The organism is Roseivivax lentus (assembly GCF_900156805.1).
GTDB classification, from domain to species: domain Bacteria; phylum Pseudomonadota; class Alphaproteobacteria; order Rhodobacterales; family Rhodobacteraceae; genus Roseivivax; species Roseivivax lentus.
In genome coordinates this window covers 38,833-61,702 of the sequence record NZ_FTOQ01000014.1, presented here as the reverse complement: position 1 = coordinate 61,702, position 22,870 = coordinate 38,833, and the positions used below count along the sequence as shown (strand labels likewise).

Below are 22,870 nucleotides of genomic sequence, written 5' to 3'. Positions count from 1 at the left end.
AGCGAGAGAATGAACAAGCAGATCGCCACACTCGGTAAACTGGAACACTGGATCGACGGTAACTCCGTCGCCGCGTCCGGCAGCTACCTCGACAACGTCAATCCGATGACCGGCGGGCCGGGCATCTCGGTCGCCGCCGGCACGAAGGCCGACGTCGACGCCGCCGTTGGCGCCGCCAAGCGCGCCGCCGAGGGGTGGCGCCGGTTCAACGCCGCAGAGCGCGGACGTCTGATGATGGGCCTCGCGGCCATGATGCGCGAGAAGCGTGACGAGCTGGCCGAGATGGAGCGTGCCGACACCGGCAAACCCATGCCCATGGCCTATGCCGAAATCGATGGATCGGTCGCCTATTTCGAGTTCTACGGCAGCCTCGTGTATCTGCCGACTGGCGATGTGCTCGACGTTGCACCCGATCAGCACGTCTTCACCAAGCGCGAGCCCTACGGGATCGTCGGTGTCATCACGCCTTGGAACCTGCCGCTGAACCAGGCCGCTCGGGCTATCGCGCCGGCGCTGGTCGCGGGCAATGTGATCGTCGCGAAACCCTCCGAGATCACGTCCCAAACCACGGTCGCCATGGCCCGGATGGCGAGCGAAGTCGGCTTTCCCAGCGGCGTCATCAATGTCGTACTCGGAACCGGCAAGGACGTGGGCGAAGCCATCGTGAGCCATCCCGATGTCCGCAAGGTCGCCTTCACGGGATCGGTCGGCGTGGGCCGGGCCATCGGTCATATCGCGGCCGACCGGATCATTCCCCTCACGCTGGAACTCGGTGGCAAGTCGGCCAACATTGTGTTCGATGACGCCGATCTTGACACCGCTGCGACCGAGGCCGTTAAGGGCTTCACACTCAACGCCGGTCAGGTTTGCTCCGCCGGCACGCGCGTGCTGGTGCAGCGGTCCGTCTACGACGCATTCCTCGGTAAGTTGAAGAAAGCGGTGGAAGGCATTGTTCCTGGTGAGAATCTCGGCCCCATCATTACGCCTGCGCAATTCCGGCGCGTGCAGACATACTTCAAGGTCGCCGAAGAAGATGGTGCGCGTTGTCTTCACGGCGGCGCCGTGGCTGACGGTGACGGGTTCTACATCCAGCCCACGCTCTACGCCGATGTGTCGAACGACATGCGCATCGCGCAGGAGGAAATATTCGGTCCCGTCGGCGTCGTGATTCCCTTCGACACCGAAGAGGATGCGATCCGCATCGCCAACGACAGCGATTACGGCCTGATCGGCACGGTCTGGAGCCAAAACATCAGCCGCGCCCTGCGCGTTGCCGACCGGATCGACGCGGGCCAGATCTTCGTCAATGTCTGGAATACGATGTCTGTCCAAACGCCTTTCGGCGGCTACAAGAATTCGGGCTACGGACGCGAGAAGGGGATCGAGGCAATCCATCACTACTCGCATCTCAAGACGGTTACGGTGAAGTTCTGAGTTCGAGGAGAGCCACCGTGACACCACAACAGGTCCCCGACACCGTGTTTCATACCCGAGTGCGCAACGCCGCACTCGGTGGCGACAATCCATTCGAGTGGAAGGCGCTGACGACCGCAGACGTGTTCGCAGGCAAGCGGATCGTCCTCTTCGCGCTTCCCGGAGCATTCACGCCTGCCTGCTCGGACAGCCATCTGCCCGGCTACGAACGCCTGCATGCCGACTTCATGGCATGTGGTATCGACCGGGTCATCTGCCTCGCCGTCAATGATGCCTTTGTCATGTTCCAATGGGCCAGATCGCGAAATATCGAGAAGGTCTTCATGCTACCGGATGGAAATGGCGCGTTCACCCGGATGATGGGCATGCTCGTCGACCGCTCGGACCATGGGATGGGCCTGCGGAGCTGGCGGTATTCGATGCTGGTCGAAGACGGCGCGATCAGACAGGTCTTCGCCGAGCCCGGCCTGAGAGATAATCCGGATGGCGTACCGCTTGACCGGTCCAGCGCGGAGATCATGCTGGAGTACCTCGAGAAGGAGTAATTGGTACACCGGATATGGTGTCTGGATCGGCCTGCCCAGCAAAGGGCGACTGTCAGACGAACTTGCCTTGATAACGTCCCAGGAGGCACTGTCAGAGGAACCTGGCTTGAGCCGGGGCAGGGCGCTGGCTAGCGTCCTCGCATGACCAAACCCAGCCCTTTCAGGGGCTTTGTCAGAGGAACTTGTCTTGAGGCGGGGTAGGGCGCTGGCTAGCGCCCCGCATGACCAAACCCAGCCCATTCAAGTGGTTCAAGACAAGCCCCGAGATAATCCGCCTGGCGGTGATGCTGTACGTCCGTTTTCCGCTTTCGCTGCGCAATGTAGAGGATTTGCTGCACGAACGTGGCGTCGATGTCAGCCATGAGACGGTCCGGTTCTGGTGGCACCGGTTTGGGCCACTGTTCGCCTCGGAGATCCGTAGGCGGCGCATCGAAGGGATGAAATCCAGCAGTTGGCGTTGGCATCTCGACGAGATGTTCGTGAAGATCAATGGCGAGCGCCACTATCTTTGGCGGGCCGTTGATCACGAAGGCGAGGTACTCGAAAGCATCGTGACGAAGACTCGAGACAAGAAGGCCGCGTTGAAATTCCTAAAGAAAGCAATGCGCAAACATGGTCGGCCCGAGGTGATCGTGACGGACATGCTCCGATCCTATGGTGCCGCGCTGAAGCAAATCGGTTCCGAAGATCGACAAGAAACAGGCCGTTGGAAGAACAATCGAGCAGAGAACTCACACTTGCCGTTCCGACGACGGGAACGGGCGATGCTTCGGTTTCGTCGCATGCGAAGTTTGCAGAAATTCGCCGCTGTCCACGCCTCTGTCTCTAACCACTTCAACCAGGAGCGCAGCCTCTCGAGCAGACCCCTCTTCAAGGCAAATCGCGCCGCTGCTCTTGCCGAGTGGCGCGGTCTTTGCGCCGCATAAGGGGCAGTGTCACTGTCCTGGCAGAGACGGGTTCGAATTGGTCTGACAGCACCGCCACTATATCAGCCTAATAAATTGTTTTTGCTGGTAAAAATTGAATTTGCGAATGCTTGTTCCCACGCGCGGTGATCCTTTGCTCTGCAGTCGGATCAGTCCTCCATCAGGTCATCGCCAGACTCGCCTGTAATCAAGGCGCGCTGGCGTTCGCGGCTGATCTGGCCATAGCTGCGCAACGTTGTCCGCACATCGGAATGACCGAGGTTCCGCGCTGTGGCGACGATTTCCGCGACCGCAGTGCAATTCTGTGCGGCATGGCGGGCGAGCATGTGGCGGAAGGCGTGCGGGCCGAAGCTGTCCAGCTTGGCGGCTTGGAAGGCAGCGTTGACGATCTTGCGGACTGGTTCCGTGCTTTTCCACGGGCGGCGCTCGAAACCTTCGACCGTGAAGCCGGTATTCGAGTTTGGTGCGATGGCGGTTGCTGGGAAAAGCGGGTCGTCCGGGCCATAGAGCGCTTCGTCTTCCAGGTAGGCGATCCAGTTCCGCAAAACAGCTTTGGCCTCGGGTAAGCCTTTTGCAAAAAAGGTGTCGATGCGTTTGCCGAACTTCGTCGCCACTTCGCGGGGGTTCTGCGTCACGGATTTCTCATCCAGATCGACATGCCGGATGCACAGACTGATCAATGCACCGACACGGATACCCGTAAGGCAAAGTAAGGCGAAGACGGCCTTGTCCCGCATTTCGCGCGGGGTGGTCGAGGGCATCAAATCGAAAGCGTGTTGCCCCTGCTGGACGCTGGGAGTGGGGCGGCGAGACGATGCACGGGCTTCGGCTTCGTCGCGGCGCGACAGGTTGAAGTAGTCGGCATCGGACGTTCTGATCCGGCTCCTGTAGCCTTCCTGCTGAGAAAGCCAGATCGTGAACTCGCGCACGGTTGCCATGATCGCGCGGCTGGTGGATTTGCTCAAGAACTTGCCGGTCCTGTCCTTGGCTTGCCCAAGATCGGTACGGAACACCATCGCCCATTCGATGTGGAACCGCTCGAAATCTTTATGCCCGTTCCCGACGTCAGACCGTTCAAGTGCTGCCAGTTCACAGTCGAGCGTCACGCCTGACAGTTGGCGGTCACATCATCATCGCCTCAAAAAAATGGCAAAGCACAAACTTTTCAACTACTTCAAGACCTCTCCGAAAACCATCCACCTGGCCGTGATGACCTACGTCCGGCTCCCGCTCTCACTTGGGAATGTTGAGGGTCTGCTGCATCAGTGCGGCGCCAATTTGAGCCATGAGATAGTCAGTGTCTGGTGGCATCGGTTCGGCCCGAGCTTCTCCGCCAAGATCCGAAAGCGTCAAATCAAACGCAGGAAAGCCAGTCGCTGACGATCACAACTCGGCGTGACGTCCTTGAAAATTGACGGCGAACCTGGCTTTCCGTGGCGGGCGGTGGATCGCGAGCGTGAGGTTCCCGAAAGCTTCGTGGCGTAGGCACGTTTCAAGAAGGTAACTCTGAGATTTCTAAAGAATGCGATCCGCAAGCACGGTCAGCCCCACGTCATCGCAACGGCCAATCTCCGGTCAAACGCCGGTGCACTGAAGGAAATTGCAGCGGGCGACCGGCAGAAGACAGGTCGGTGGACGAACGATGGGGCGGAAAACGCGCACCTGTCGTTCCGACGACGGGAGAAGGCGATGCCCGAGTTCTCGTGGCTGCAAAATCTTCAATATTTTGCAGCCGTCCACCCCTCATTACTGACCGCTTCAACCAAGAGCGCAGCTTTTCACTACGACCTCATTTCAAAGCCAACCGACCGCTTCTCTTGCCAAGTGGCGCGGCGTCCATTCAGCATAAGACGCAATGTGACTGTCCTCGTGGAGATAAGACCGAATTCGGCTGACGGCACCGCCATTATTCTCAAAATGCCCGGCTAATGACTTACTGACACAAAAACGGGAATTGGCGTTTTCGCGCCAGAGAGGGCATCCGATCCGGTTGATTTCTGCACAAATCGGGGATTTCTCGATCAGGATTATCGTCTAACGAAGCGTCTTTTCTACCTGTGCCGCCACGACCGTGCCGGCATCGGGGCATCGAACCACGCGAAACCCACTGGATCAGCCTGCACACCGACTCGGAGAAGGCCGCTCGGAGCAAGGCGGACCGCAGGGAGCAGGCCAGTCTAGGCCTCGAAGGCGCGGACGGACCCGAACATTGGCGATGCGAACGCATTACGACGCCGCGCGTGACCTAGCCCGAGCGCGAGGCTTTCAGCATCTCGATGCTTTGCGTTGGGGAATGGCCAAGCTGCCGGTCGAGAATGCTGTTGAACGCGTCGAGGCGATCCCCGCCGCCACGGCTCACCTGGTTCGGTCCCATCTGGCCTTGCGCCTCACAAGCCGGCGCCACCAAATGAAGTTTCGGGGCGGCAACGCAGTCTATTTCCGGGGTGAGGGGTAGACAAAAGCGCTCACCGAGTCCCACCTACATACAATCAGACGCGGTGCCTCGGCTCCTGCGAGGACAAATCCGCCGAAATAGCGCCGCCAAGTTCGGGCACGCCGCACCTAGCCGCGCGCGATGGTCAGGCGGGCGGTGATCCCCGTCGGCGTATCCTCGAAAGACAGCGCGCCGCCATGCAGGCTGGCGATGGTGTTCACGATGGTCAGGCCGAGCCCGTAGCCGTGCTTCGCGGCGGTGTTGTCACCGCGGGTGAAGGGCGCCATCAGCTTTTCGATATCCTTCGCTGTGCTGGCCGTGCCCTCATCCTCGACCGTGATCGTCACGCTGGCCGCGTCCGTCTCGAGCCCGACCGTGGAGCGGCGACCGTATTTCAGAGCGTTGTCGATGAGGTTGCAGATCGCCCGCTGCAGCGAGATCGGACGCGCCCGCACGACGATGTCGTGATCGCCCGAGATGACGCTGCTGCCGCGCCGGGACATGAAGACCGATTGCGCGCCCTGCAGCACCACGTCGCGGGGCGGCCGCAGCCGCACCGGTTTGCCGATATCCTCGTAATCCGCGACGATCGCCTCGACCAGCGATTGCAGCGAGATCGGCCGGGGCTCCTCGGCGTTCATCTCGGCACGGGTATAGGTCAGCACGCTTTCGATCATGCCGGTCATGCTGTCGATGTCCTGTTCGAGCTTGCCGCGCAGCTCCGCATCCTCGATGAGCGCCGTGCGCAGGCGCAGCCGGGTCGCCGGCGTGCCGAGATCGTGGCTGACCCCGGAGAGCACGGCGGCGCGGGCGGCCAGTTGGGCGCGCTCGGCCTCCAGGTGGGTGTTCACGGCCGTCACGATGTCCTGCAATTCCTTCGGCCCGTCGGTGTCGTAGCTTTCCGGACCGTCGAGCCTGCGGCGGCTGCGCAGGCGGGTCGCGAAATCGGTGAAATGCGCCGTGGTGTTCAAGAGCACCGTGAGCAGACCGGCAAGGGCGATCGCCGCCCCCATCGCGGCCCAGAGCCGCAGGTCGGCGGGGGCGGCAGCACAGTTCCAGAAGCGTCCGCCCTCGACATAGGACCAGGGGCCGGTGCCGGTGCGGGCCAGAACCACCGGATCGCTGCAATAGGTGGCCAGAAGGCGCAGCACCCCGCCCGCGGTCTCCGCCGCGGTCTGCTCGGTGCGCTGCTGCAGGGGGGCGATCGGATAGACGATGTCCGGCGACAGGATCACGAGGGTCAGCGCCTGGGCCAGCCCGCCGCTGCCGGGATCGGGCAGGATGGGCACGATGGTGGTGCGCACGACCTGCGGCGCGCGCGACAATTGCAGGAAATCGCCCGCATCCGCGCGGCGCTGATCGTCGGCGGACAGCGGGACGATGCCCATGCCCGTGGGCGCCGCGGTCCCGGTCTGCAGCGTCGCGTAAAGTGCCAGCCCCGCGACGTAGGCCTCGGCGCGGTGCTGCTGCCAGCGCGCGTCCGACCGCACCCAGGCCCAGGCCGTGACCGCGCCCGCGGCGAAGGCCAGCAGCACGAGAACCATGCCCACGAAGCGCAGGCTGGGCGCGTGCCGCGTCATCGATCTTCGGTCGTCACGTCGACCGCGAAGACGTAGCCCACGCCGCGTTCGGTCCGCAGCACGTCGGGTTCCTTCGGGTTGGCCTCGATCTTGGAGCGCAGGCGCTTGACCAGCATGTCGATGGAGCGGCCCGTCGCATCGCCCGGCTGCGGTGCGGCCTCGTCGAGGCTGAGCGCCTCGGCGATCTCCTCGCGGGTCAGGGGGATGAAGGGATTGGCCAGCAGCACCTGCAGAAGCGCGGTCTCGCGCTTGGACAGGGCGACCTGCACGCCGTCGGGCGACAGCGCCTCGCGGCGCTTGGCGTCGTAGCGCCAGCCGCGGAAGTGGAAGGTCTCGGTCTTGCGGCGATGCGCGAGCGAGGAGGCGCGCCGGGTGCGCTTCAGCACGGCCTTGACCCGCGCCAGCATCAGTTCGGGATTGAAGGGCTTGGCGATGTAGTCGTCCGCGCCGACCTCGTAGCCCTGCATCCGCTGGTGATCGGCGGACAGCGCCGAGACCATGATGACCGGCACATCCTGTTCGCGCCGCAGCCGGTCGCAGATCGACAGGCCGTTCTCGTCGCCCAGCATCACGTCGAGCAGGATGAGGTCGATCCGCCCGCCGTCGAGATGCGCGCGCACCTCCGCCTCGTTCGCGGCAGGCAGTGCGATGGAGCCGTTCTTCTGCAGGAACTGGGTCATCATGCGGCGCATCTCCGCGTCGTCATCGACCACCAGAATCCGCGGAATCGTCATCCAAGATCTCCTTCGGCACAGCGTCGCACGGGCGCCTGCGCGGGGCATGATAGGTCCCTGCCCGCGCCGCGACAGGGCTTTGCGTAACAACGTGTAACGGCTTGCCCGATTAATTGCATGTCCCGGGCGGGCAGCGGCCATTCCCGCGTTGCAAGGCTGCGATCCGGGCGACACAGTCCCGCCACGCAAGCCCGACACGGGCAATCTCTGGGAGGAAACCAAGATGAAATACGGCGCATTTGCAATGGCGTCCGCGATCGCGATCGTGGCCGCAAACGGGGCACTGGCCGAAAGCCACGTCACGCCCGAAGCGGAAGTCCTGCATTACTGGACGTCCGGCGGCGAGGCCAAGTCCGTGGCCGTGCTGCAGGAAGAATTCGCGGCCAATGGCGGCACCTGGACCGACATGCCCGTCGCAGGCGGCGGCGGCGATGCGGCAGGCACCGCGCTGCGTGCCCGCGTGCTGTCCGGCAACGCACCGACCGCGGCACAGATCAAGGGCCCGTCCATTCAGGAATGGTATCAGGAAGGCGTTCTGGCCGATATCTCGGACGTCGCCGAGGCCAATAACTGGGGCGAGCTGCTGCCCGCTTCGATCGCCTCGCACATGAAGTGCGACGGCACTTGGTGCGCGGTTCCGGTGAACGTGCACCGCGTGGACTGGATCTGGGCCAACACCGAGATCCTCGCGGCCAACAACATCGAGATGCCCACCACCTGGGACGAGTTCAACGCCGCGGCCGAGACGCTGCAGGCGGCGGGCATCATCCCGCTCGCCCATGGCGGTCAGGCCTGGCAGGACGCCACCGTCTTCGAGACCGTGGTTCTGGGTCTCGGCGGTCCGGACTTCTACCAGAAGGCGCTGGTCGACCTCGATCCCGAAGCGCTGGGCTCGGACACGATGGTTGCGGTCTTCGACCAGATGCGCACGCTGCGCGGCTATGTCGACGACAACTTCTCGGGCCGCGACTGGAACCTCGCCACCGCGATGGTCATGAACGGCGAGGCCGCCTTCCAAATCATGGGCGACTGGGCCAAGGGTGAATTCCTCGCCGCCGGTCAGGAGCCGGGTGTCGATTTCACCTGCGCCTCCACGCCCGGTGAGGGCTTCCTCTACAACGTCGACAGCTTCGCGATGTTCGAAGTGGGCGGCGAGGCGAAAGAAGCTGGCCAGGAGCTTCTGGCGGAGCTGGTGATGGGCCCGACCTTCCAGGAAGTGTTCAACATGAACAAGGGCTCGATCCCCGCGCGCACCGACGTCGCGCTCGACGGGTTCGACAGCTGCGCGCAGACGTCTTCGGCCGACATGGCCGCGTCGTCTGACGGCGGCTCGCTCCTGCCGTCCTATGCCCATGGCATGGCGCTCTTCGGCGCGCAGGCCGGTGCGATCACCGATGTCGTCACCGCGCATTTCAACTCTGACATGTCGTCCGAGGACGCCGTGCAGATGCTGACGGACGCAGTCGCCAACTCCATGTAATCGCCCGCGATTACCAAAGCAGGCCTTGCCCCTCGGGGGGCAGGGCCACGGGAGGCAAAGGGGGGACACGCCATGTCGAAATGGCTTCAAGACAACATGCCGAAGATCGTTCTGGCACCGTCGTTCATCGCGGTCATGATCTTCGTCTACGGCTTCATCGGCTGGACGGCCTGGGTGTCCCTGACGCGCTCGCGCCTGATGCCGCGCTACGAGCTCGACAGCTTCATCCAGTATGAACGTCTGGCCGCCTCGCCGCGCTTCGAGACGGCGATGGTCAACCTGTTCATCTTCGGATCGCTCTTCATCATCATCGCGATGGTTCTGGGATTGCTGCTGGCGATCCTGCTCGATCAGAAGATCCGCACCGAGGGCGCGATCCGCACGATCTACCTCTACCCGATGGCGCTGTCGATGATCGTCACCGGCACCGCGTGGAAATGGATCCTCAATCCGGGGCTCGGCCTCGAGGCGATGGTCCGAGGCTGGGGCTTCGAGGAGTTCCGCTTCGACTGGCTGGTCGATCCCGACATGGCCATCTACACCATCGTGATCGCCGCGATATGGCAAAGCTCCGGCTTCGTGATGGCGCTTTTCCTCGCGGGTCTGCGCTCCGTCGATGGCGAGATCATCAAGGCCGCGCAGGTCGACGGCATCCCGCATTGGCGCGTCTACACCGCGATCATCATCCCCTCGATGGCGCCGATCTTTCTCAGCGCGTTCATCGTGCTGGCGCATCTCGCGATCAAGTCCTTCGACCTCGTGATCGCGCTGACCGGCGGGGGCCCGGGCTACGCCACCGATCTGCCCGCAACCTACATGTACGCGATGGCCTTCTCGCGCGGCGATATCGGCCAGGCGGCCAGCTCCGCCATGGTCATGATGCTCGTCGTCTTCGCGATCGTCGTTCCCTACCTTTATTCGGAATTGAGGACCAAAGATGGCTGATATCTCTTCCAGCGGCGGTCCCTCGATGGCCCGCAGCCAGAGCCAGACGACCAAGCTGGCGCTGCGCATCATCCTCTATCTCGCGCTGTGCATCTTCGCGCTGTTCTACCTGATGCCGCTTTTCGTGATGATCACCACGTCGCTGAAATCGCTCGACGAGATCCGCACCGGCGATCTGATGTCCCTGCCGCGCGATGTCACCTTCGACGCGTGGCGCAGCGCCTGGTCCGAGGCCTGCACGGGCATCCAGTGCGAAGGCGTGCGCCCGTTCTTCTGGAACTCCGTGCTGATCGCCATTCCGGGCGTTCTGATCTCGACCCTGCTCGGTGCGCTGAACGGCTATGTCGTCGCGCAATGGCGCTTCAAGGGGGCCAACATCTTCTTCGCGCTGATGCTCTTTGGCTGTTTCATCCCGTTCCAGGTGGTGCTGCTGCCGATGGCGCGGATGTTGGGGGTGATGGGCATCGCCGGGACCATTCCGGGGCTCGTCTTCGTGCACGTGATCTACGGCCTGGGCTTCACCACGCTGTTCTTCCGCAATTACTACGTGTCGATCCCGGACGAGCTGACCAAGGCCGCCAAGGTCGATGGCGCGGGGTTCTTCCGCATCTTCTGGTCGATCTTCCTGCCGCTGTCGCTGCCGATCATCGTCGTCACCGTCATCTGGCAGTTCACCCAGATCTGGAACGATTTCCTGTTCGGCGTCTCCTTCAGCCAGGCGGGCACGCAGCCTGTGACGGTCGCGCTCAACAACATCGTCAATTCGACCACCGGCGTGAAGGAATACAACGTCGACATGGCCGCCGCGATCATCGCGGCCCTGCCGACGCTGTTCGTCTACGTGGTTGCCGGAAAGTATTTCATCCGCGGTCTGACCGCCGGTTCCGTGAAAGGATAAGTCCGATGTCCCCGATCCTCGACGTCAAGAACCTCTACAAGAACTACGGCGCGACCGCGGTGCTGCACGACATCAACGTGTCGATCGAGGAGGGCGATTTCCTAGTCCTCGTCGGCCCCTCGGGTTGCGGCAAGTCCACGCTTCTCAACTGCATCGCGGGGCTTGAGCCGATCTCCGGCGGCGATCTCTTCATCGGCGGTCAGAACATGACCAATGTCAGCCCCAAAGACCGCGACATTGCCATGGTGTTCCAGTCCTACGCGCTTTACCCGACCATGACCGTGGCCAAGAACATCACCTTCGGCATGAAGGTGCGCGGCGTCGATCCCGCCACGCAGGAGGCCAAGCTGAAGCACGTCGCGGCACAGCTGCAGATCGAGCAATTGCTGCACCGCAAGCCCGGGCAACTCTCGGGCGGTCAACGCCAGCGGGTCGCCATGGGCCGCGCGCTGGTACGCGATCCCAAGCTCTTTCTCTTCGACGAGCCGCTGTCGAACCTCGATGCCAAGCTGCGCGTCGAGATGCGCACCGAGATCAAGGCCCTGCACCAGAAGCTTGGCGCGTCGATGGTCTACGTCACCCACGACCAGATCGAGGCGATGACGCTGGCCACCAAGATCGTCGTCATGAAGGGCGGGGTGATCCAGCAGATCGGCTCCCCGGCGGAGATCTACAACCGCCCGGCCAACCTCTTCGTGGCCGATTTCATGGGCTCGCCCGCGATGAACCTGATCCCGGCCAAGGCGCGGCGCAACGGCAACGGCACCAAGATCGAGATCGCCCGCAAGGACGGCGAACCGATCGTGCTGACCGACACCCGCAACACCGATCTGCCCGAAGACGTCATCATGGGCGTCCGGCCCGAGGATATCGCCGATCCCGCGCGCCTGACCAGCGAGCACGCGCAGATCGCCGAATGCCTGATCGAGATCGTGGAACCCGCGGGCGCCGATACCTACGCGGTCATGCAGCTGGGCGGCAAGCACGTGACCGCCCGCCTGCACGCGGAAACCAGCGCCAAAGCCGGCGCGCAGCAATCGCTGGCCTTCGATCTGGGCAAGGTCTCCTATTTCGAGCCCGAGACCGGCCAGCGCCTGAACTGAGGCGGGCCTGCGGCTTTGACTGCGTCGCCTGCGCGGGCGGCCTTCGGAGGGATCCGGGGCCGCCCGTTTCCGTTCAGCGCCGAAGCGTCAGGGCCAGCGCCACGACCACCATCGCGCCCGCGAGTATCATCGACCCGGTTTCGGCATGGTGGACATGCAGCGTGGCCTCGGTATGGGCCGCGGCGGGCAGGGCGGTCAGCGCCGCGAGGGCGGCGAGGGGCAGTGTCTTCATCTTTCGATCTCCTGTTTGCGGGTGTTGAGAAAGTCGCGGATGTCGAGGACGGATTTCTCGTCGAGCGACACGTAGATCAGGGACATGTTGGTGCGTTCCCGCACCATCTCTCCGGGGAAGGGCAGGTAGGACAATTCGCGTGAGCCGAAGCTCGGGGAGGCGGTGCCCACCTGCCAGTCGGTCGTCAGTTCCACGTCGACGAGTTTCAGCGCCTTGGCGCCGTCCTTCGAGGCCCGTTCGAACGGCACGCCCGCGAGCTTGAGATAGCTCGTCTTGTCATCGGCCTGCAGGAAGCCCGCGATGAATTGCGTGGCCAGCACCTGCAGGTCCGCCGCCGCATCATGGTGGTGCATGTGGCTGTGCAGGTGCTCCGCATCGGCATGGTTGTGACCGGGGCCGTGCGCGTGGTCATGGTCGTGGTGATGATGGGGATGATGCCCGTGGGGCCCGTGATCATGTGGCATTGGACCACCTCTTGCCCTCGAACTCGCCATGGGGGATCGAGACGGGCTTGTCGATATGCTGCTTGTGCTTGCCCAGCGTGCCGTTCGAGACCATCGCGCCCAGCACGTCCACGATCACCCGCGTGCCCATCAGCGCGGTGATGTCGGAGGTGTCGTAGGGCGGCGAGACCTCCACCAGCTCCATCCCGCAGATGCCCTCGGCCGCGACCTTCGAGGCCAGCGCCAGCGCCTCGCGCGGCAGGAAGCCGCCCGGTTCGGGCCAGCCGGTGCCCGGCACGAAGCCGCAATCGATGCTGTCGATGTCGAAGGACATGTAGACCATGTCGACCCCATCCCAGGCCATCTCGAGCGCCATCTCGGCGGTCTTGTCGATGCCCATCGCCTCCATGTCGGACATGGTGATGATGTTGGTCTGCCGCTCGCGGGCGACCTTCACCGCCTCGCGCGGCACCTGCCAGCCGCCGATGCCAACCTGCACGAGGTTCTTCGCGGGCACGTTCGGCATATTGGTGGCATGGAACCACGGCGTGGTGTGCATCCGCTCGTCCAGGTCCTTTTCCTGGATGTCCGCATGGCGGTCGAAATGCACGATGCCGATCTTCTTCGAGGTGCATTCGGCGATGCCGCGCACGCAGGGAAAGCCGATGGAATGATCGCCCCCGATCATGATCGGCAGCGAGCCCGACGAGAACACATGGCTCACCGCGCGGCTGATCTGATCGAAGCTCTTCTCGATATTGGCGGGGATGGTGAACACGTCGCCCGCATCGCAAAGCGTCATCTGTTCGCGCAGATCGACGCCGATCTCGTAGTTGTAGGGGGTATAAAGCGCCGAGATCTTGCGCACGCCCTGCGGGCCGAAGCGGGTGCCGGGCCGGTAGGTGGTGCCGCCGTCGAAGGGGATGCCGAGCACGGTCGCGTCGTAATTGGCCACCTCGAGGACATCCTCGGTATAGGGCGCCTTGAGGAAGGTGTTGATGCCCGCGTAATGCGGCAGCTCGCCCCGCGCGAAGGTCGGGATCGACTTGTCGTCGATGCTGTCGGCGCCGGTCAGGCCCATGCGGAGCGCCCAGCGGCGCTCCTCGTCCCAGCGGCCCTCGGGCAATTCGCCCTCTTTCTGCATGGCGCGCCAGCCGCCGAGCTTGGTGAGGTCGGGATGATGAAAGCGCCGGTCGCGCGCCCTGTGGCGTGCGCGGGCGGCGTCGGGGTGGTGGGACCTGCCTTGGCGGGTCATGGGCTCGAAGAGCATGTCGGTCTCCCTCTCGGGTGCGCCCGTCTGCGGGCGTGCGGCTTCCGGACCTTGGCTGTTTCCCATGCGCGGGGTCCGGCGGCGCGCATGGGCGTTGGAACGGGCCGGGCTAGGCCGGGCCCGCGATGTCAGGGGCGATGTCGGACACGATGTCTGGGGCGAGGCCGGGGGCCTTCTCGAGGATGCGCTGATAGGGGATGCCCCCGTCCCGGGCGTCGAAATCGTAGGTGATCGTGGCGCCGAACTTCTCGGGGTAGTCGGGGTCCCAGCGCGGCTTGTCGAAGACCAGCACCCGGTCGCCCAGCTTGAAACCCTCGGAGAGGTCATGGGTGACCATGAAGACGGTCATCGCGGTCTCGGCCCGAAGCTCGGTCAGGAAATCGTGCATCGCGATCCGCGTTCCGGGATCGAGCGCGCCGAAGGGCTCGTCCAGCAGCAGGATACGCGGGCGGGCGGTCAGGGCCTGCCCGATGGCCAGCCGCTGCTGCATCCCGCCCGAGAGCGTCGCGGGATAATTGCCCGCCACATGGGCCAGGCCAATCCGGTCGAGCGTGCCATCCGCCCGTGCGCGGGCCGCGCGCAGCTTCGCTCCGAAGAAGCGGCCGAGCCCCGTGGCGAAGCTTTCGGCGGCCACGATGTTGTCGCGCACGCTCATATGCGGGAAGACCGAATAGCGCTGGAAGACGACGCCACGTTCGCGCCCGGGCTCCACCGCCGGAGCGCCGCCATCGATACGGATCGTGCCGCGGGTCGGGCGCTCATCGGCCAAGAGCAGCCGCAGGAAGGTCGACTTGCCGCAGCCCGACGCGCCGACGATCGACACGAATTCGCCCTCGGCCACGTCGAGATTGACCCGCTCGATGATCGACCGTCCGTCATAGGATTGCCAGACATCTGTGACCGACACGAAACTCACAGGCCCGCCCCCAGCCAGGGAAAGGCGCGGCGCGAGGCGACCTTTAGCGCCCAGTCGATCAGGAAGGCCAGAAGCGTGATCCAGATGACGTAGGTCAGGATGATGTCCATCGCGAGGTAGCGGCGGACAAGGAAGATGCGATAGCCGAGCCCCACATCCGCCGCGACCGCTTCGGCGGCGATCAGGAACAGCCAGGCTGATCCCAGCGACAGCCGCACCGCCGCGATGAGCCGCGGCAGGATCTGCGGCAGCACCACGCGCAGCGCGATCACGAGGCTCGAGGCGCCCAGCGTCTGCGCCTTCACGATCTCCTCGTGCGGGATGTCGAGGACGCGCTGGCTCAGGTCGCGGATCAGGAACGGCGTGATTCCCACGACGATCAGCACGATCTTCGAGGTCTCGCCGAGCCCGAAGACGATGAACAGGATCGGCAGCATCGCCAGCGGCGGCACCATCGACAGCACCGCCACGAAATCCGAGAAGGTGCGCCGCGCGTAAGGCAGCATGCCGATGAGAACGCCCGCGACGAGCGAGATGATCGCGCCGATCCCCACGCCGAAGAAGAGCCGCCGGAGGCTCGCCCAGGTGTCGTGCCAGAGCAGGATGTCGCCCGACCGCCGGTCGCCCTCGGTGAAGAGCCGGATCGCGGTCTCGAGGATGGTCGCGGGTGCCGGCAGCAGCTTGTCCTGCGGATTGGCGGCCAGCCGGATGTCGGAGCCGATGGCATAGGCCACGGCCACGGCGACGAAGGGCAGGGCGGCCAGCACGACCGCAAGCGGCGGCGAGGTGGGGCGGCGGTTGATCAGGCGCATGCGCGATGTCTCGGGCGGGGGTGGAGGATGCCCGGCCGCCTCCGGCCGGGTGAGGCATTTCGTCAGCTCAAAGCGCGCCGTCCGCGGCCATCTGCATGTAGCTGGCATCGAACCGGAACGTGACGTTGTCCGCGTTCCCGGTCACCGTGCCGTCCGGGTATTCGATGCCGACGAAATCCGCCGACGGCGCATCCACGCCGAGGATGCCCTTGTCGAACAGGAATTCGGCGACGCTGACCATGGTTGCGGGCAGATCGGGGCTCGCGGCCTGCGCGACGGCCTCGGCGGGATCGAAGAACATCTCGGTCGCGTCGAGCTGCGCCTTGTAGCCCGCAAGATCGGTGCCCGAGGCCTCGGCCATGGCGGTCAATGCCTCTTCGTCGCCCGCGGCCATCAGGCCCATGACCTCGTACCAGGCGCCGACGACGGCCTTGCCGAAATCGGGATTGGCCGCCAGCGTTTCGGTGTTGACCACCATCAGGTCGAGGATCTCGCCCGGGATGGCGGAGCTGTCGAAGAGGTTTGTCGCATCGGGGTTCGAGGACAGAATCTCCGACACGAGCGGGTTCCAGGTCACCACCGTGCTGACATCGTCGGTCGCGAAGGCAGCGATCATGTCCGCGTCCGAGGTATTGACGACGCCGTCGAGGTCCCGCTCGGCCAGGCCCACGGAATCGAGCGCGCGGGCCAGCAGGTAATGCGACACCGACAGCTCGACGAGGTTCACGCGGGTGCCCGCCAGATCCGCGAGGGTCATGTCGCCCTTGGCGATGACCGCGTCGTTGCCGTTGGAATAATCCCCGATGATAAGCGCCGTGGTGTCGACGCCGCCGCCGGCCGGGATCGACAGCGTGTCCATGTTGGTCGCGGAGACGCCATCGAAAGCGCCCGCCGTGTATTGGTTGATCGATTCGACGTAGTCGTTGATCTGCACGATATCGACGGTGATGCCGTATTTCTCGGCCCACTTGTCCATGATGCCCGATTCCTCGAGGTACCCCCAGGGCATCCAGCCCACGTAGATGGACCAGGCCAGCCGGAATTCGGTCTTTTCCTGCGCGGCGACGGGACCCTGCGTCGCGGCAAGGAGACCGAGAGACATGACCGTCGTTGACAGCAGCGTTCTTCTGTTCATGGACTTACCCTTTGTCAGCGTCCCGCCCGCATTCGAGGTGAGGTCCGACCCGCTGGCGGAACAAGGAGGAGGGCGCGGGTCAAACCTGCGCAGTATGCCTCCCGGGATTTTGGCCCGCCGTGTGCCCGCCCGGAATTTGCCGGTCAGGTGACGTTTCTCGGACCAGACCCGCGGATGCGCGGCGGAACCCTAAACGTCCTGCAGCCCCATGCTGACCCGCTCGCCCGCGGCCCGCGCAACAAAAAAGGCGCGACCGGCGGGGGACGGCGCGCGGGTTTGATTAATTTCTAGCCTTCGGAGTGGGGATTGCTTCGTGACGAGTGTGCCGAAGGCGCTCCATGCGGCCATCGCCAAGCGTGCCTAGAGCGCGGCGGGCTCAGTGACGGCATCCGCCCAGGGCGCCATGATTTCGGTCGCGCCGGTCTGGCGACCCTCCCGCGTCGCGACGCCCGAGGGGATGGCGAAGGGATAGGGCAGCATCGACCGGCGCACCACGGAGGTGGGTGCCACCGCCTGCAGGGCGTCGCGCACCGGACCCGGCAGTGCGTCATCCGCGACGATCCGGTCGGCGCCCGACACGTCGATCCGTGGCGTGGCGAAGGCCGTCGCGAGATCCATGTCGTGATCGGCAAGAAACGCCGCGAGTTGCACCACGGCGGAGACGATCTTGCGCCCGCCCGCGGCCCCCAAGGCGACGCGCGCCCCGTTCACCTGGCCGAGCACGGGGCAGATATTCATCAGGCAGGGTGCGCCGGGGGTCAGCGAATTGGCCCGACCCTGCACCGGGTCGAACCACATGATGCCGTTGTTGAGCAGGAAGCCCGTCGATGGCGAGACCACGCGCGCGCCGAAGATCGACAGAAGCGTCTGGGTATGCGCGACCATGTTGCCCTGCCGGTCCACCACCGAGAAATGCGTGGTCGATCCCGGGGCCGCATGGACCTCGCCATCGTGCCCCATCGTGGTGAGCCGCGCGCGGTATGCCGACAGCAGCGCGCGCGCATGGGCGGGCCGCATCTCGTCGAGCGTGGCCCTGGGCGCCTCGGCCAGACGCGCCATGGCATGGGCGAAGGTCGGACCGGCGGTGAGACCCGGCATTACCTCGAAGCGCGCCGCGCGGTAGGGCACGGAAAGCGGGGCCTCGATCCGGGGCGTGACCGCTTCGAGGTCCTCGCGGCTCAGATAGCCGCCCTTGGCCGCGACATCCGCGGCCAGAGCCGCACCCAGATCGCCGCCGTGAAGCGCCGCCGCGCCGTCGCGGGCGAGGATGTCGAGGCTGTCGGCCATCCGCGACTGGTCGATCCGGTCATTGCCCTGCGCGGTCCAGGAAAAGGACCGCGGGAAGCGGCCGTCCTGCAGGAACTGCGCCGCCGCATCCGGGTCCCGGGCCAGGTCCCGCGCGGCACTCGCGATGATGAGCGCGGCGTACCAATCGACCTCCATGCCGCGGCGGGCATCGGCGATCGCGGGCTGCAGCAGGTCGGCCCACGGCATGCGGCCCCAGCGCGCATGCGCCGCATCGAGCCCGGCCACGACCCCCGGCACCGCGACCGCGCGGGCGCCCTGCACGTTGCGATCCTCGACCACCCGGTCCCAGGGAAAGAGATCGGCCGCGACGCCCTCGCCCGAGAGCGGGAAATCGGCAAGGCGCAGGCCCGAAGGTGCGGACATGCCGAAATTCAGCGCATGGGCGGTGCCGGTGCCGGCGCGCCAGTGCATCGCGCCGCCGCCGCCCGCGGGCCCCGACATCCAGGGCTCGAGCACACCGCATACGAAGGAACAGGCCACCGCCGCATCGACCGCGTCGCCCCCGGCGGCCAGCACCTCGGCCCCGGCCTCCGCCGCCTGCCGATGCTGCGCCGCGACCACACCGCGGTCGGTCTCCACCACGTGTTTGGTGATCTCGAGGCTGCGCGACAGGGCGTCCGACATCAGGTGCCGAGCCGGGTGAAGAGCCCCGCCGCAAGCCGCGCGCGTTCGACGAGGCTGTCGACCTCGATATGTTCGGTCAGGGTGTGCAGGCCCTTGCCCCGCACGCCGATGGAATCGAGCGTCGGCAAGCCGAGAAAGCCGGTGAAGTTCCCGTCCGATCCGCCGCCCGCGGATTGGCCCGTCATGTGAAAGCCGATCTCTCCGGCGATCTCGTTCGCCAGGTCCAGCATCGCCATGGTGCCCGGCTGGTCGGGCTCCCAGACCGGGCGGGTGACGCCGCGCCGAACCTCCATCACCACGTCGCCGCTGTCATCGTTGAGCGCGAGCATCTTCTCGACGCCCGCGTCGAGCAATTCCTGCGTCTTGGCCATGCTCAGCACCTCCGCATCGCAGACGCTGGAGACGCAGTTGACCCACTGCCCGGCATGGAAAACGCCGACGGAAAAGGTGCAATCCTCGGTGGTCATGCCTTCGATGATTGCGACGTGGCGGGCCATCTCGGCAATTGCGGAACGGCCATCCGCCAGCGCCCAGCCCGCATGGCTGGGCCGGCCGCGGGTTTGCAGGTTGAAGCGCGCGATGGCGTAGCGCCCGATGACTGCGCCGCCATCGGGGCGGGCCGGTTCGGGCACGAGGATGAACTGGTGTCGCTTCGCCTCCGCCTCTATCAGCGCGCGGGTCGAGGGCGTGCCGATCTCCTCGTCGGGGGTGAACAGCACGGTCACCGGCAGCGACGTGTCGATCCCGGCGGCCAGCAATTTGCGCAGCGCGTCGAGATAGACGTAATTGCCGCCCTTCATGTCCATCAGGCCCGGCCCGGTACAGATGTCGCCCTCGCGCCGGAAGGGCAGTTTCTCGAGCGTGCCGACCGGGTGCACGGTGTCCATGTGCCCGAGAAGCAGGATGCCGCCTTCGCCCGCGCGGGGATGCGGCATGGTCGCGCGCAGGCTGTCCCCGAGGCCCATGCGGCCCGGGATGCGCTCGACCCGCGCGCCCAGCGTGGCCATCTCGTGCTGCACGAGGTCCATCATCCGGTTCACGGCGGCGGCATCGAAGGTCGGACTTTCGGTCTCGATCCAGGGGCGCAGGCCCTCCAGCATCTCCTCGGTGTCGAACGGCAGGTCGAGCGGATTGGTCATCGGCAGGGCTCCTAGTCGCCGCACCCGGATCGGCGCGGCGGTGGACAGGGCAGGGCGGGATCAGGCGTCGCGCTTCAGGCGCGTTTCCACGATCCGCGCATAGACCGAGGCGCCGATGGGCAGGATGCCGTCATCGAGCACGAAGGAGGGATTGTGCAGCGGCACGTTCCCCGCATGCCCGACCCGGCAATAGGCGCCCGGGACGACGTGCAGCATGTCGGCGAAATCCTCCGACCCGGTCATCTGGTCGTCGATTTCATAGGACATGTCGTCGCCGACGATGTCCCTCGCCGCCGCGACATAGGCCTTCGAAAGCTCGGGATCGTTCATCAGCACGTCGAAGACGTTGCGCAGATCGGCGGTGATCTCGACGCCGTAGGCTTGCGACAGGCCCGCGCAAAGCTCGCGGATGCGGGTTTCGGCCAGATCGGCGACCTCCTGGTGGAAATAGCGGATCGTCCCCGCGATGTTCGCGTCGTCGGGCACCACGTTATAGGCCGAGCCCGCGTTGAACTTCGTCACCGACAGAACGATGGGCTTCGTCGGCGGCGTGTTGCGGCTGACGACACTTTGAAGCTGCTGCACGAGGGCCGTGCCGATCACGATCGGATCGCGCGACTGGTGCGGCATCGCGGCGTGGCTGCCCGTCCCCTTGACCCGGATGTCGAAGAAGGTGGCCCCCGCCATCGCAGGTCCCGGGGTCACCGTCACGATGCCCGGATCGGTGTTGGGATCGTTGTGCATCCCGTAGATCTCGTCGCAGGGGAATTTCTCGAACAGCCCCTCGGCGATCATGCGCCGGGCGCCGCCCAGACCTTCCTCCGCGGGCTGGAAGATCAGCACGACGGAGCCCGCGAAATCGCGGGTCGCCGCGAGGTAGCGCGCGGCCCCCAGCAGCATGGTCGTGTGCCCGTCATGGCCGCAGGCATGCATCCGGCCCGGATTGGTCGAGGCATAGGGCACGCCCGAGGCTTCCTCGATGGGCAGGGCGTCCATGTCGGCGCGCAGGCCCACGCGGCGATTGCCTTCGCCGCGGCCTTTGATGACGCCCACGACGCCGGTGCCGCCCAGACCTTCATGCACCTCGTCGACGCCGTATTCCCGCAGCTTCTCGGCGACGATGCCGGATGTGCGCGTCTCTTCGAAGCCGAGCTCGGGATGGGCGTGGAAATCGTGCCGGATCGCGGTCAGGTCGTCGGCGAACTGGGCGATTTCGGGGAGGATGGTCATGGGGTGGCTCCTTGCGTCAGCGGCGCGCCGGTCAGCGCGCGGAAATTAGCGAAATCCCATTCGCGGCCGGGGGCGGCCTCGATCAGGGACCGGGTGTAGTCGTGGCCGGGATGCAGTAGGACCTCGTCGGCGGGCCCGGCTTCGACCACCTTGCCCTTCTGCATCACGAGGACCTCGTCGCAGATCTGCGCGGCGACGCGCAAATCGTGTGTGATGAACAGCAAGGCCACGCCGAAGCGTTTCTGCACATCGGCGAGCAGGTCCAGCACCTGCGCCTGGACGCTCACATCGAGCGCCGAGACCGCCTCGTCGGCGACCAGCAGGTCGGGCTTCATGGCGACGGCGCGGGCGATGGCGATGCGCTGGCGCTGCCCGCCCGAGAATTGGTGCGGGTAACGGTCGAGCGCGTCGCGCGGCAATTCCACGAGCTCCATCAACTCGGCGGCGGTCTTCATCGCCTCGGCCTTGGAAACGCCGAAATTGATCGGCCCCTCGCAGAGGCTGCGCGCCACGGTCCAGCGCGGGTTGAGCGACCGGTACGGATCCTGGAACACGATCTGAAGCGATTTCCGGTGCGGCTGCAACGCGCGCCGCCCGAGGGTCGAGATCTCCTTGCCCGAGACGGTGATCTCGCCGCCGGTGGGATCGATGAGCCGCATGATGCAGCGCGCCACCGTGGACTTGCCCGACCCGCTTTCGCCGACGATGCCCAACGTGCGCCCCGGCGCGATGGAGAAATGCGCATCCTGCACCGCGTGCACCGCCTTCGATTTGCGGAATATGCCGGTGCCGCCATAGGTCATGTCGAGCCCCGCCACCTCGAGCACCGGCTTCGCGCCGTCCCCGTCGCGGCGCATGCGGGGTCCGAGGCTGGGCACGGCGGTCAGCAGCTTGCGGGTATAGGCCTCCTTCGGGTCGGTCAGCAATTGCCGGATCGGCGCGCGTTCGACGATCCGGCCCTTCTGCATGACGCTGACCGTATCGGCGATCTCGGCCACCACGCCCATGTCGTGGGTGATGAACAGCACCGCGGTGCCGTGGCGTTCCTGCATCTCGGCGATCAGCTTCAGGATCTGCAGCTGCGTCGTCACGTCGAGCGCGGTCGTCGGCTCGTCGGCGATCAGCAGGTCGGGATCGAGCACGAGCGCCATGGCGATCATGATGCGCTGGCGCTGGCCGCCCGATAGCTGGTGCGGGAAGGCGCGGTAGATGCGCTCGACATCCGGCAGATGCACCTGGTCCATGATGTCGAGGACGCGGGCCTTGGCCTCGGAGCCCGACAGGTCGGTGTGCATCGCCAGCACTTCCTCGATCTGCTCGCCCACGCGCAGCACCGGGTTCAGCGCCGTCATCGGCTCCTGGAAGATCATCGCGATGCGCTGGGCGCGCAGCTCGCGCATCTGCGCATGGGTGGCGGCGGTGATGTCGAAGCCCTCGAGGTCGATGAGCCCGCCCTGCACCTCGAGCGCATCCTTGGGCAGAAGCCCCATCACCGCGAGCGAGGTCACCGACTTGCCCGAGCCGCTTTCGCCCACGAGGCAATGCGTCTCGCCCGCGCGGATATCGAGGTCGATCTCGTTCAGGACCGGTGCGGCGTCCGGACGGCCCGTCAGCCCGACCTTCAGTTTGCGGATCTTCAGGACGCGCTCGGCCTCCGAGAAATCCTTCGACTTGAACTGCAT

General features: G+C 65.3%; 22 protein-coding genes and 1 riboswitch. Of the genes, 8 read left to right on the top strand and 14 right to left on the bottom strand.

All coding sequences use genetic code 11. The annotated features are described in order from the left end of the window. Positions 1–9: 9 nt before the first annotated feature. The 3 genes from BW990_RS16950 (at position 10) to BW990_RS16940 (ending at position 2,905) form a co-directional block, all read left to right on the top strand. Positions 10–1,434, top strand: coding sequence for an aldehyde dehydrogenase family protein (locus BW990_RS16950; protein WP_076449900.1), 1,425 nt, complete (start codon positions 10–12; stop codon positions 1,432–1,434). Between the two features lie 17 nt (positions 1,435–1,451). Continuing rightward, complete coding sequence (locus tag BW990_RS16945; RefSeq protein ID WP_076449899.1) at positions 1,452–1,979, top strand: peroxiredoxin; 528 nt, start codon at positions 1,452–1,454, stop codon at positions 1,977–1,979. Positions 1,980–2,200: 221 nt separating this feature from the next. Continuing rightward, complete coding sequence (locus BW990_RS16940) at positions 2,201–2,905, top strand: IS6 family transposase (protein ID WP_076449898.1); 705 nt, start codon at positions 2,201–2,203, stop codon at positions 2,903–2,905. 149 nt (positions 2,906–3,054) lie between these two features. Here the strand turns inward: BW990_RS16940 and BW990_RS16935 are convergent, their stop codons facing one another. Beyond that, a complete protein-coding gene (locus BW990_RS16935; protein ID WP_143526259.1) occupies positions 3,055–4,011 on the bottom strand; it encodes a tyrosine-type recombinase/integrase in 957 nt (318 codons plus the stop codon). Between the two features lie 400 nt (positions 4,012–4,411). Between BW990_RS16935 and BW990_RS22575 the strand changes: the two genes are divergently transcribed. Then, positions 4,412–4,834 (top strand): DDE-type integrase/transposase/recombinase, encoded by a 423-nt coding sequence (locus tag BW990_RS22575; RefSeq protein WP_407690142.1) that lies wholly within the window; start codon positions 4,412–4,414, stop codon positions 4,832–4,834. 316 nt (positions 4,835–5,150) lie between these two features. Here BW990_RS22575 and BW990_RS22480 read toward each other — a convergent pair whose 3' ends face one another. From BW990_RS22480 to BW990_RS16920, 3 genes are all read right to left on the bottom strand, one after another. Next, positions 5,151–5,279, bottom strand: a complete 129-nt coding sequence (locus BW990_RS22480) for a hypothetical protein (RefSeq protein ID WP_268794345.1) — start codon at positions 5,277–5,279, stop codon at positions 5,151–5,153. A gap of 188 nt (positions 5,280–5,467) precedes the next feature. Further along, complete coding sequence (locus tag BW990_RS16925) at positions 5,468–6,919, bottom strand: sensor histidine kinase (RefSeq protein WP_076449894.1); 1,452 nt, start codon at positions 6,917–6,919, stop codon at positions 5,468–5,470. Next, entirely contained in the window at positions 6,916–7,653 is a 738-nt protein-coding gene (locus BW990_RS16920) for a response regulator (RefSeq protein WP_076449892.1), read from the bottom strand. Before BW990_RS16920 ends, BW990_RS16925 begins: the two co-directional genes overlap by 4 nt. Positions 7,654–7,876: 223 nt before the next feature. Here BW990_RS16920 and BW990_RS16915 point away from each other — a divergent pair, with 223 nt between their 5' ends. The 4 genes from BW990_RS16915 (at position 7,877) to BW990_RS16900 (ending at position 12,079) form a co-directional block, all read left to right on the top strand. Continuing rightward, positions 7,877–9,133 (top strand): ABC transporter substrate-binding protein, encoded by a 1,257-nt coding sequence (locus BW990_RS16915; RefSeq protein WP_076449890.1) that lies wholly within the window; start codon positions 7,877–7,879, stop codon positions 9,131–9,133. 72 nt (positions 9,134–9,205) lie between these two features. Then, a complete protein-coding gene (locus BW990_RS16910) occupies positions 9,206–10,078 on the top strand; it encodes a carbohydrate ABC transporter permease (protein WP_076449888.1) in 873 nt (290 codons plus the stop codon). After that, positions 10,071–10,976, top strand: a complete 906-nt coding sequence (locus BW990_RS16905; RefSeq protein WP_076449886.1) for a carbohydrate ABC transporter permease — start codon at positions 10,071–10,073, stop codon at positions 10,974–10,976. The genes BW990_RS16910 and BW990_RS16905 overlap by 8 nt, the downstream gene beginning before the upstream one ends. Positions 10,977–10,981: 5 nt before the next feature. Then, positions 10,982–12,079, top strand: coding sequence for an ABC transporter ATP-binding protein (locus tag BW990_RS16900; protein WP_076449884.1), 1,098 nt, complete (start codon positions 10,982–10,984; stop codon positions 12,077–12,079). 73 nt (positions 12,080–12,152) lie between these two features. Here the strand turns inward: BW990_RS16900 and BW990_RS21945 are convergent, their stop codons facing one another. The 10 genes from BW990_RS21945 to BW990_RS16855 form a co-directional block, all read right to left on the bottom strand. After that, positions 12,153–12,311 carry a hypothetical protein gene (locus BW990_RS21945; RefSeq protein WP_159441682.1) on the bottom strand — a complete coding sequence of 53 codons (159 nt, stop codon included), beginning with the start codon at positions 12,309–12,311 and terminating at the stop codon, positions 12,153–12,155. Then, positions 12,308–12,775 (bottom strand): hypothetical protein, encoded by a 468-nt coding sequence (locus tag BW990_RS16895; RefSeq protein ID WP_076449882.1) that lies wholly within the window; start codon positions 12,773–12,775, stop codon positions 12,308–12,310. Before BW990_RS16895 ends, BW990_RS21945 begins: the two co-directional genes overlap by 4 nt. After that, on the bottom strand, positions 12,765–14,024 hold the full coding sequence (locus BW990_RS16890; protein ID WP_234990291.1) for an agmatinase family protein: 1,260 nt from the start codon (positions 14,022–14,024) through the stop codon (positions 12,765–12,767). Before BW990_RS16890 ends, BW990_RS16895 begins: the two co-directional genes overlap by 11 nt. 109 nt (positions 14,025–14,133) lie before the next feature. Continuing rightward, positions 14,134–14,931, bottom strand: a complete 798-nt coding sequence (locus BW990_RS16885) for an ATP-binding cassette domain-containing protein (RefSeq protein ID WP_234990290.1) — start codon at positions 14,929–14,931, stop codon at positions 14,134–14,136. Between the two features lie 5 nt (positions 14,932–14,936). Then, a complete protein-coding gene (locus BW990_RS16880; RefSeq protein ID WP_076449878.1) occupies positions 14,937–15,752 on the bottom strand; it encodes an ABC transporter permease in 816 nt (271 codons plus the stop codon). Positions 15,753–15,819: 67 nt separating this feature from the next. After that, positions 15,820–16,854, bottom strand: a complete 1,035-nt coding sequence (locus tag BW990_RS16875; RefSeq protein ID WP_234990289.1) for a putative urea ABC transporter substrate-binding protein — start codon at positions 16,852–16,854, stop codon at positions 15,820–15,822. A 129-nt stretch (positions 16,855–16,983) separates the two neighbouring features. After that, positions 16,984–17,091: riboswitch (guanidine-I (ykkC/yxkD leader) on the bottom strand. A 156-nt stretch (positions 17,092–17,247) separates the two neighbouring features. Next, positions 17,248–18,819, bottom strand: coding sequence for a gamma-glutamyltransferase (locus tag BW990_RS16870; RefSeq protein ID WP_076449874.1), 1,572 nt, complete (start codon positions 18,817–18,819; stop codon positions 17,248–17,250). After that, on the bottom strand, positions 18,819–19,958 hold the full coding sequence (locus BW990_RS16865; RefSeq protein WP_076449872.1) for a M20/M25/M40 family metallo-hydrolase: 1,140 nt from the start codon (positions 19,956–19,958) through the stop codon (positions 18,819–18,821). Before BW990_RS16865 ends, BW990_RS16870 begins: the two co-directional genes overlap by 1 nt. Positions 19,959–20,018: 60 nt before the next feature. Continuing rightward, positions 20,019–21,188 (bottom strand): M20 aminoacylase family protein, encoded by a 1,170-nt coding sequence (locus BW990_RS16860; RefSeq protein ID WP_076449870.1) that lies wholly within the window; start codon positions 21,186–21,188, stop codon positions 20,019–20,021. Beyond that, positions 21,185–22,870 carry an ABC transporter ATP-binding protein gene (locus BW990_RS16855; protein WP_076449868.1) on the bottom strand — a complete coding sequence of 562 codons (1,686 nt, stop codon included), beginning with the start codon at positions 22,868–22,870 and terminating at the stop codon, positions 21,185–21,187. The genes BW990_RS16860 and BW990_RS16855 overlap by 4 nt, the downstream gene beginning before the upstream one ends.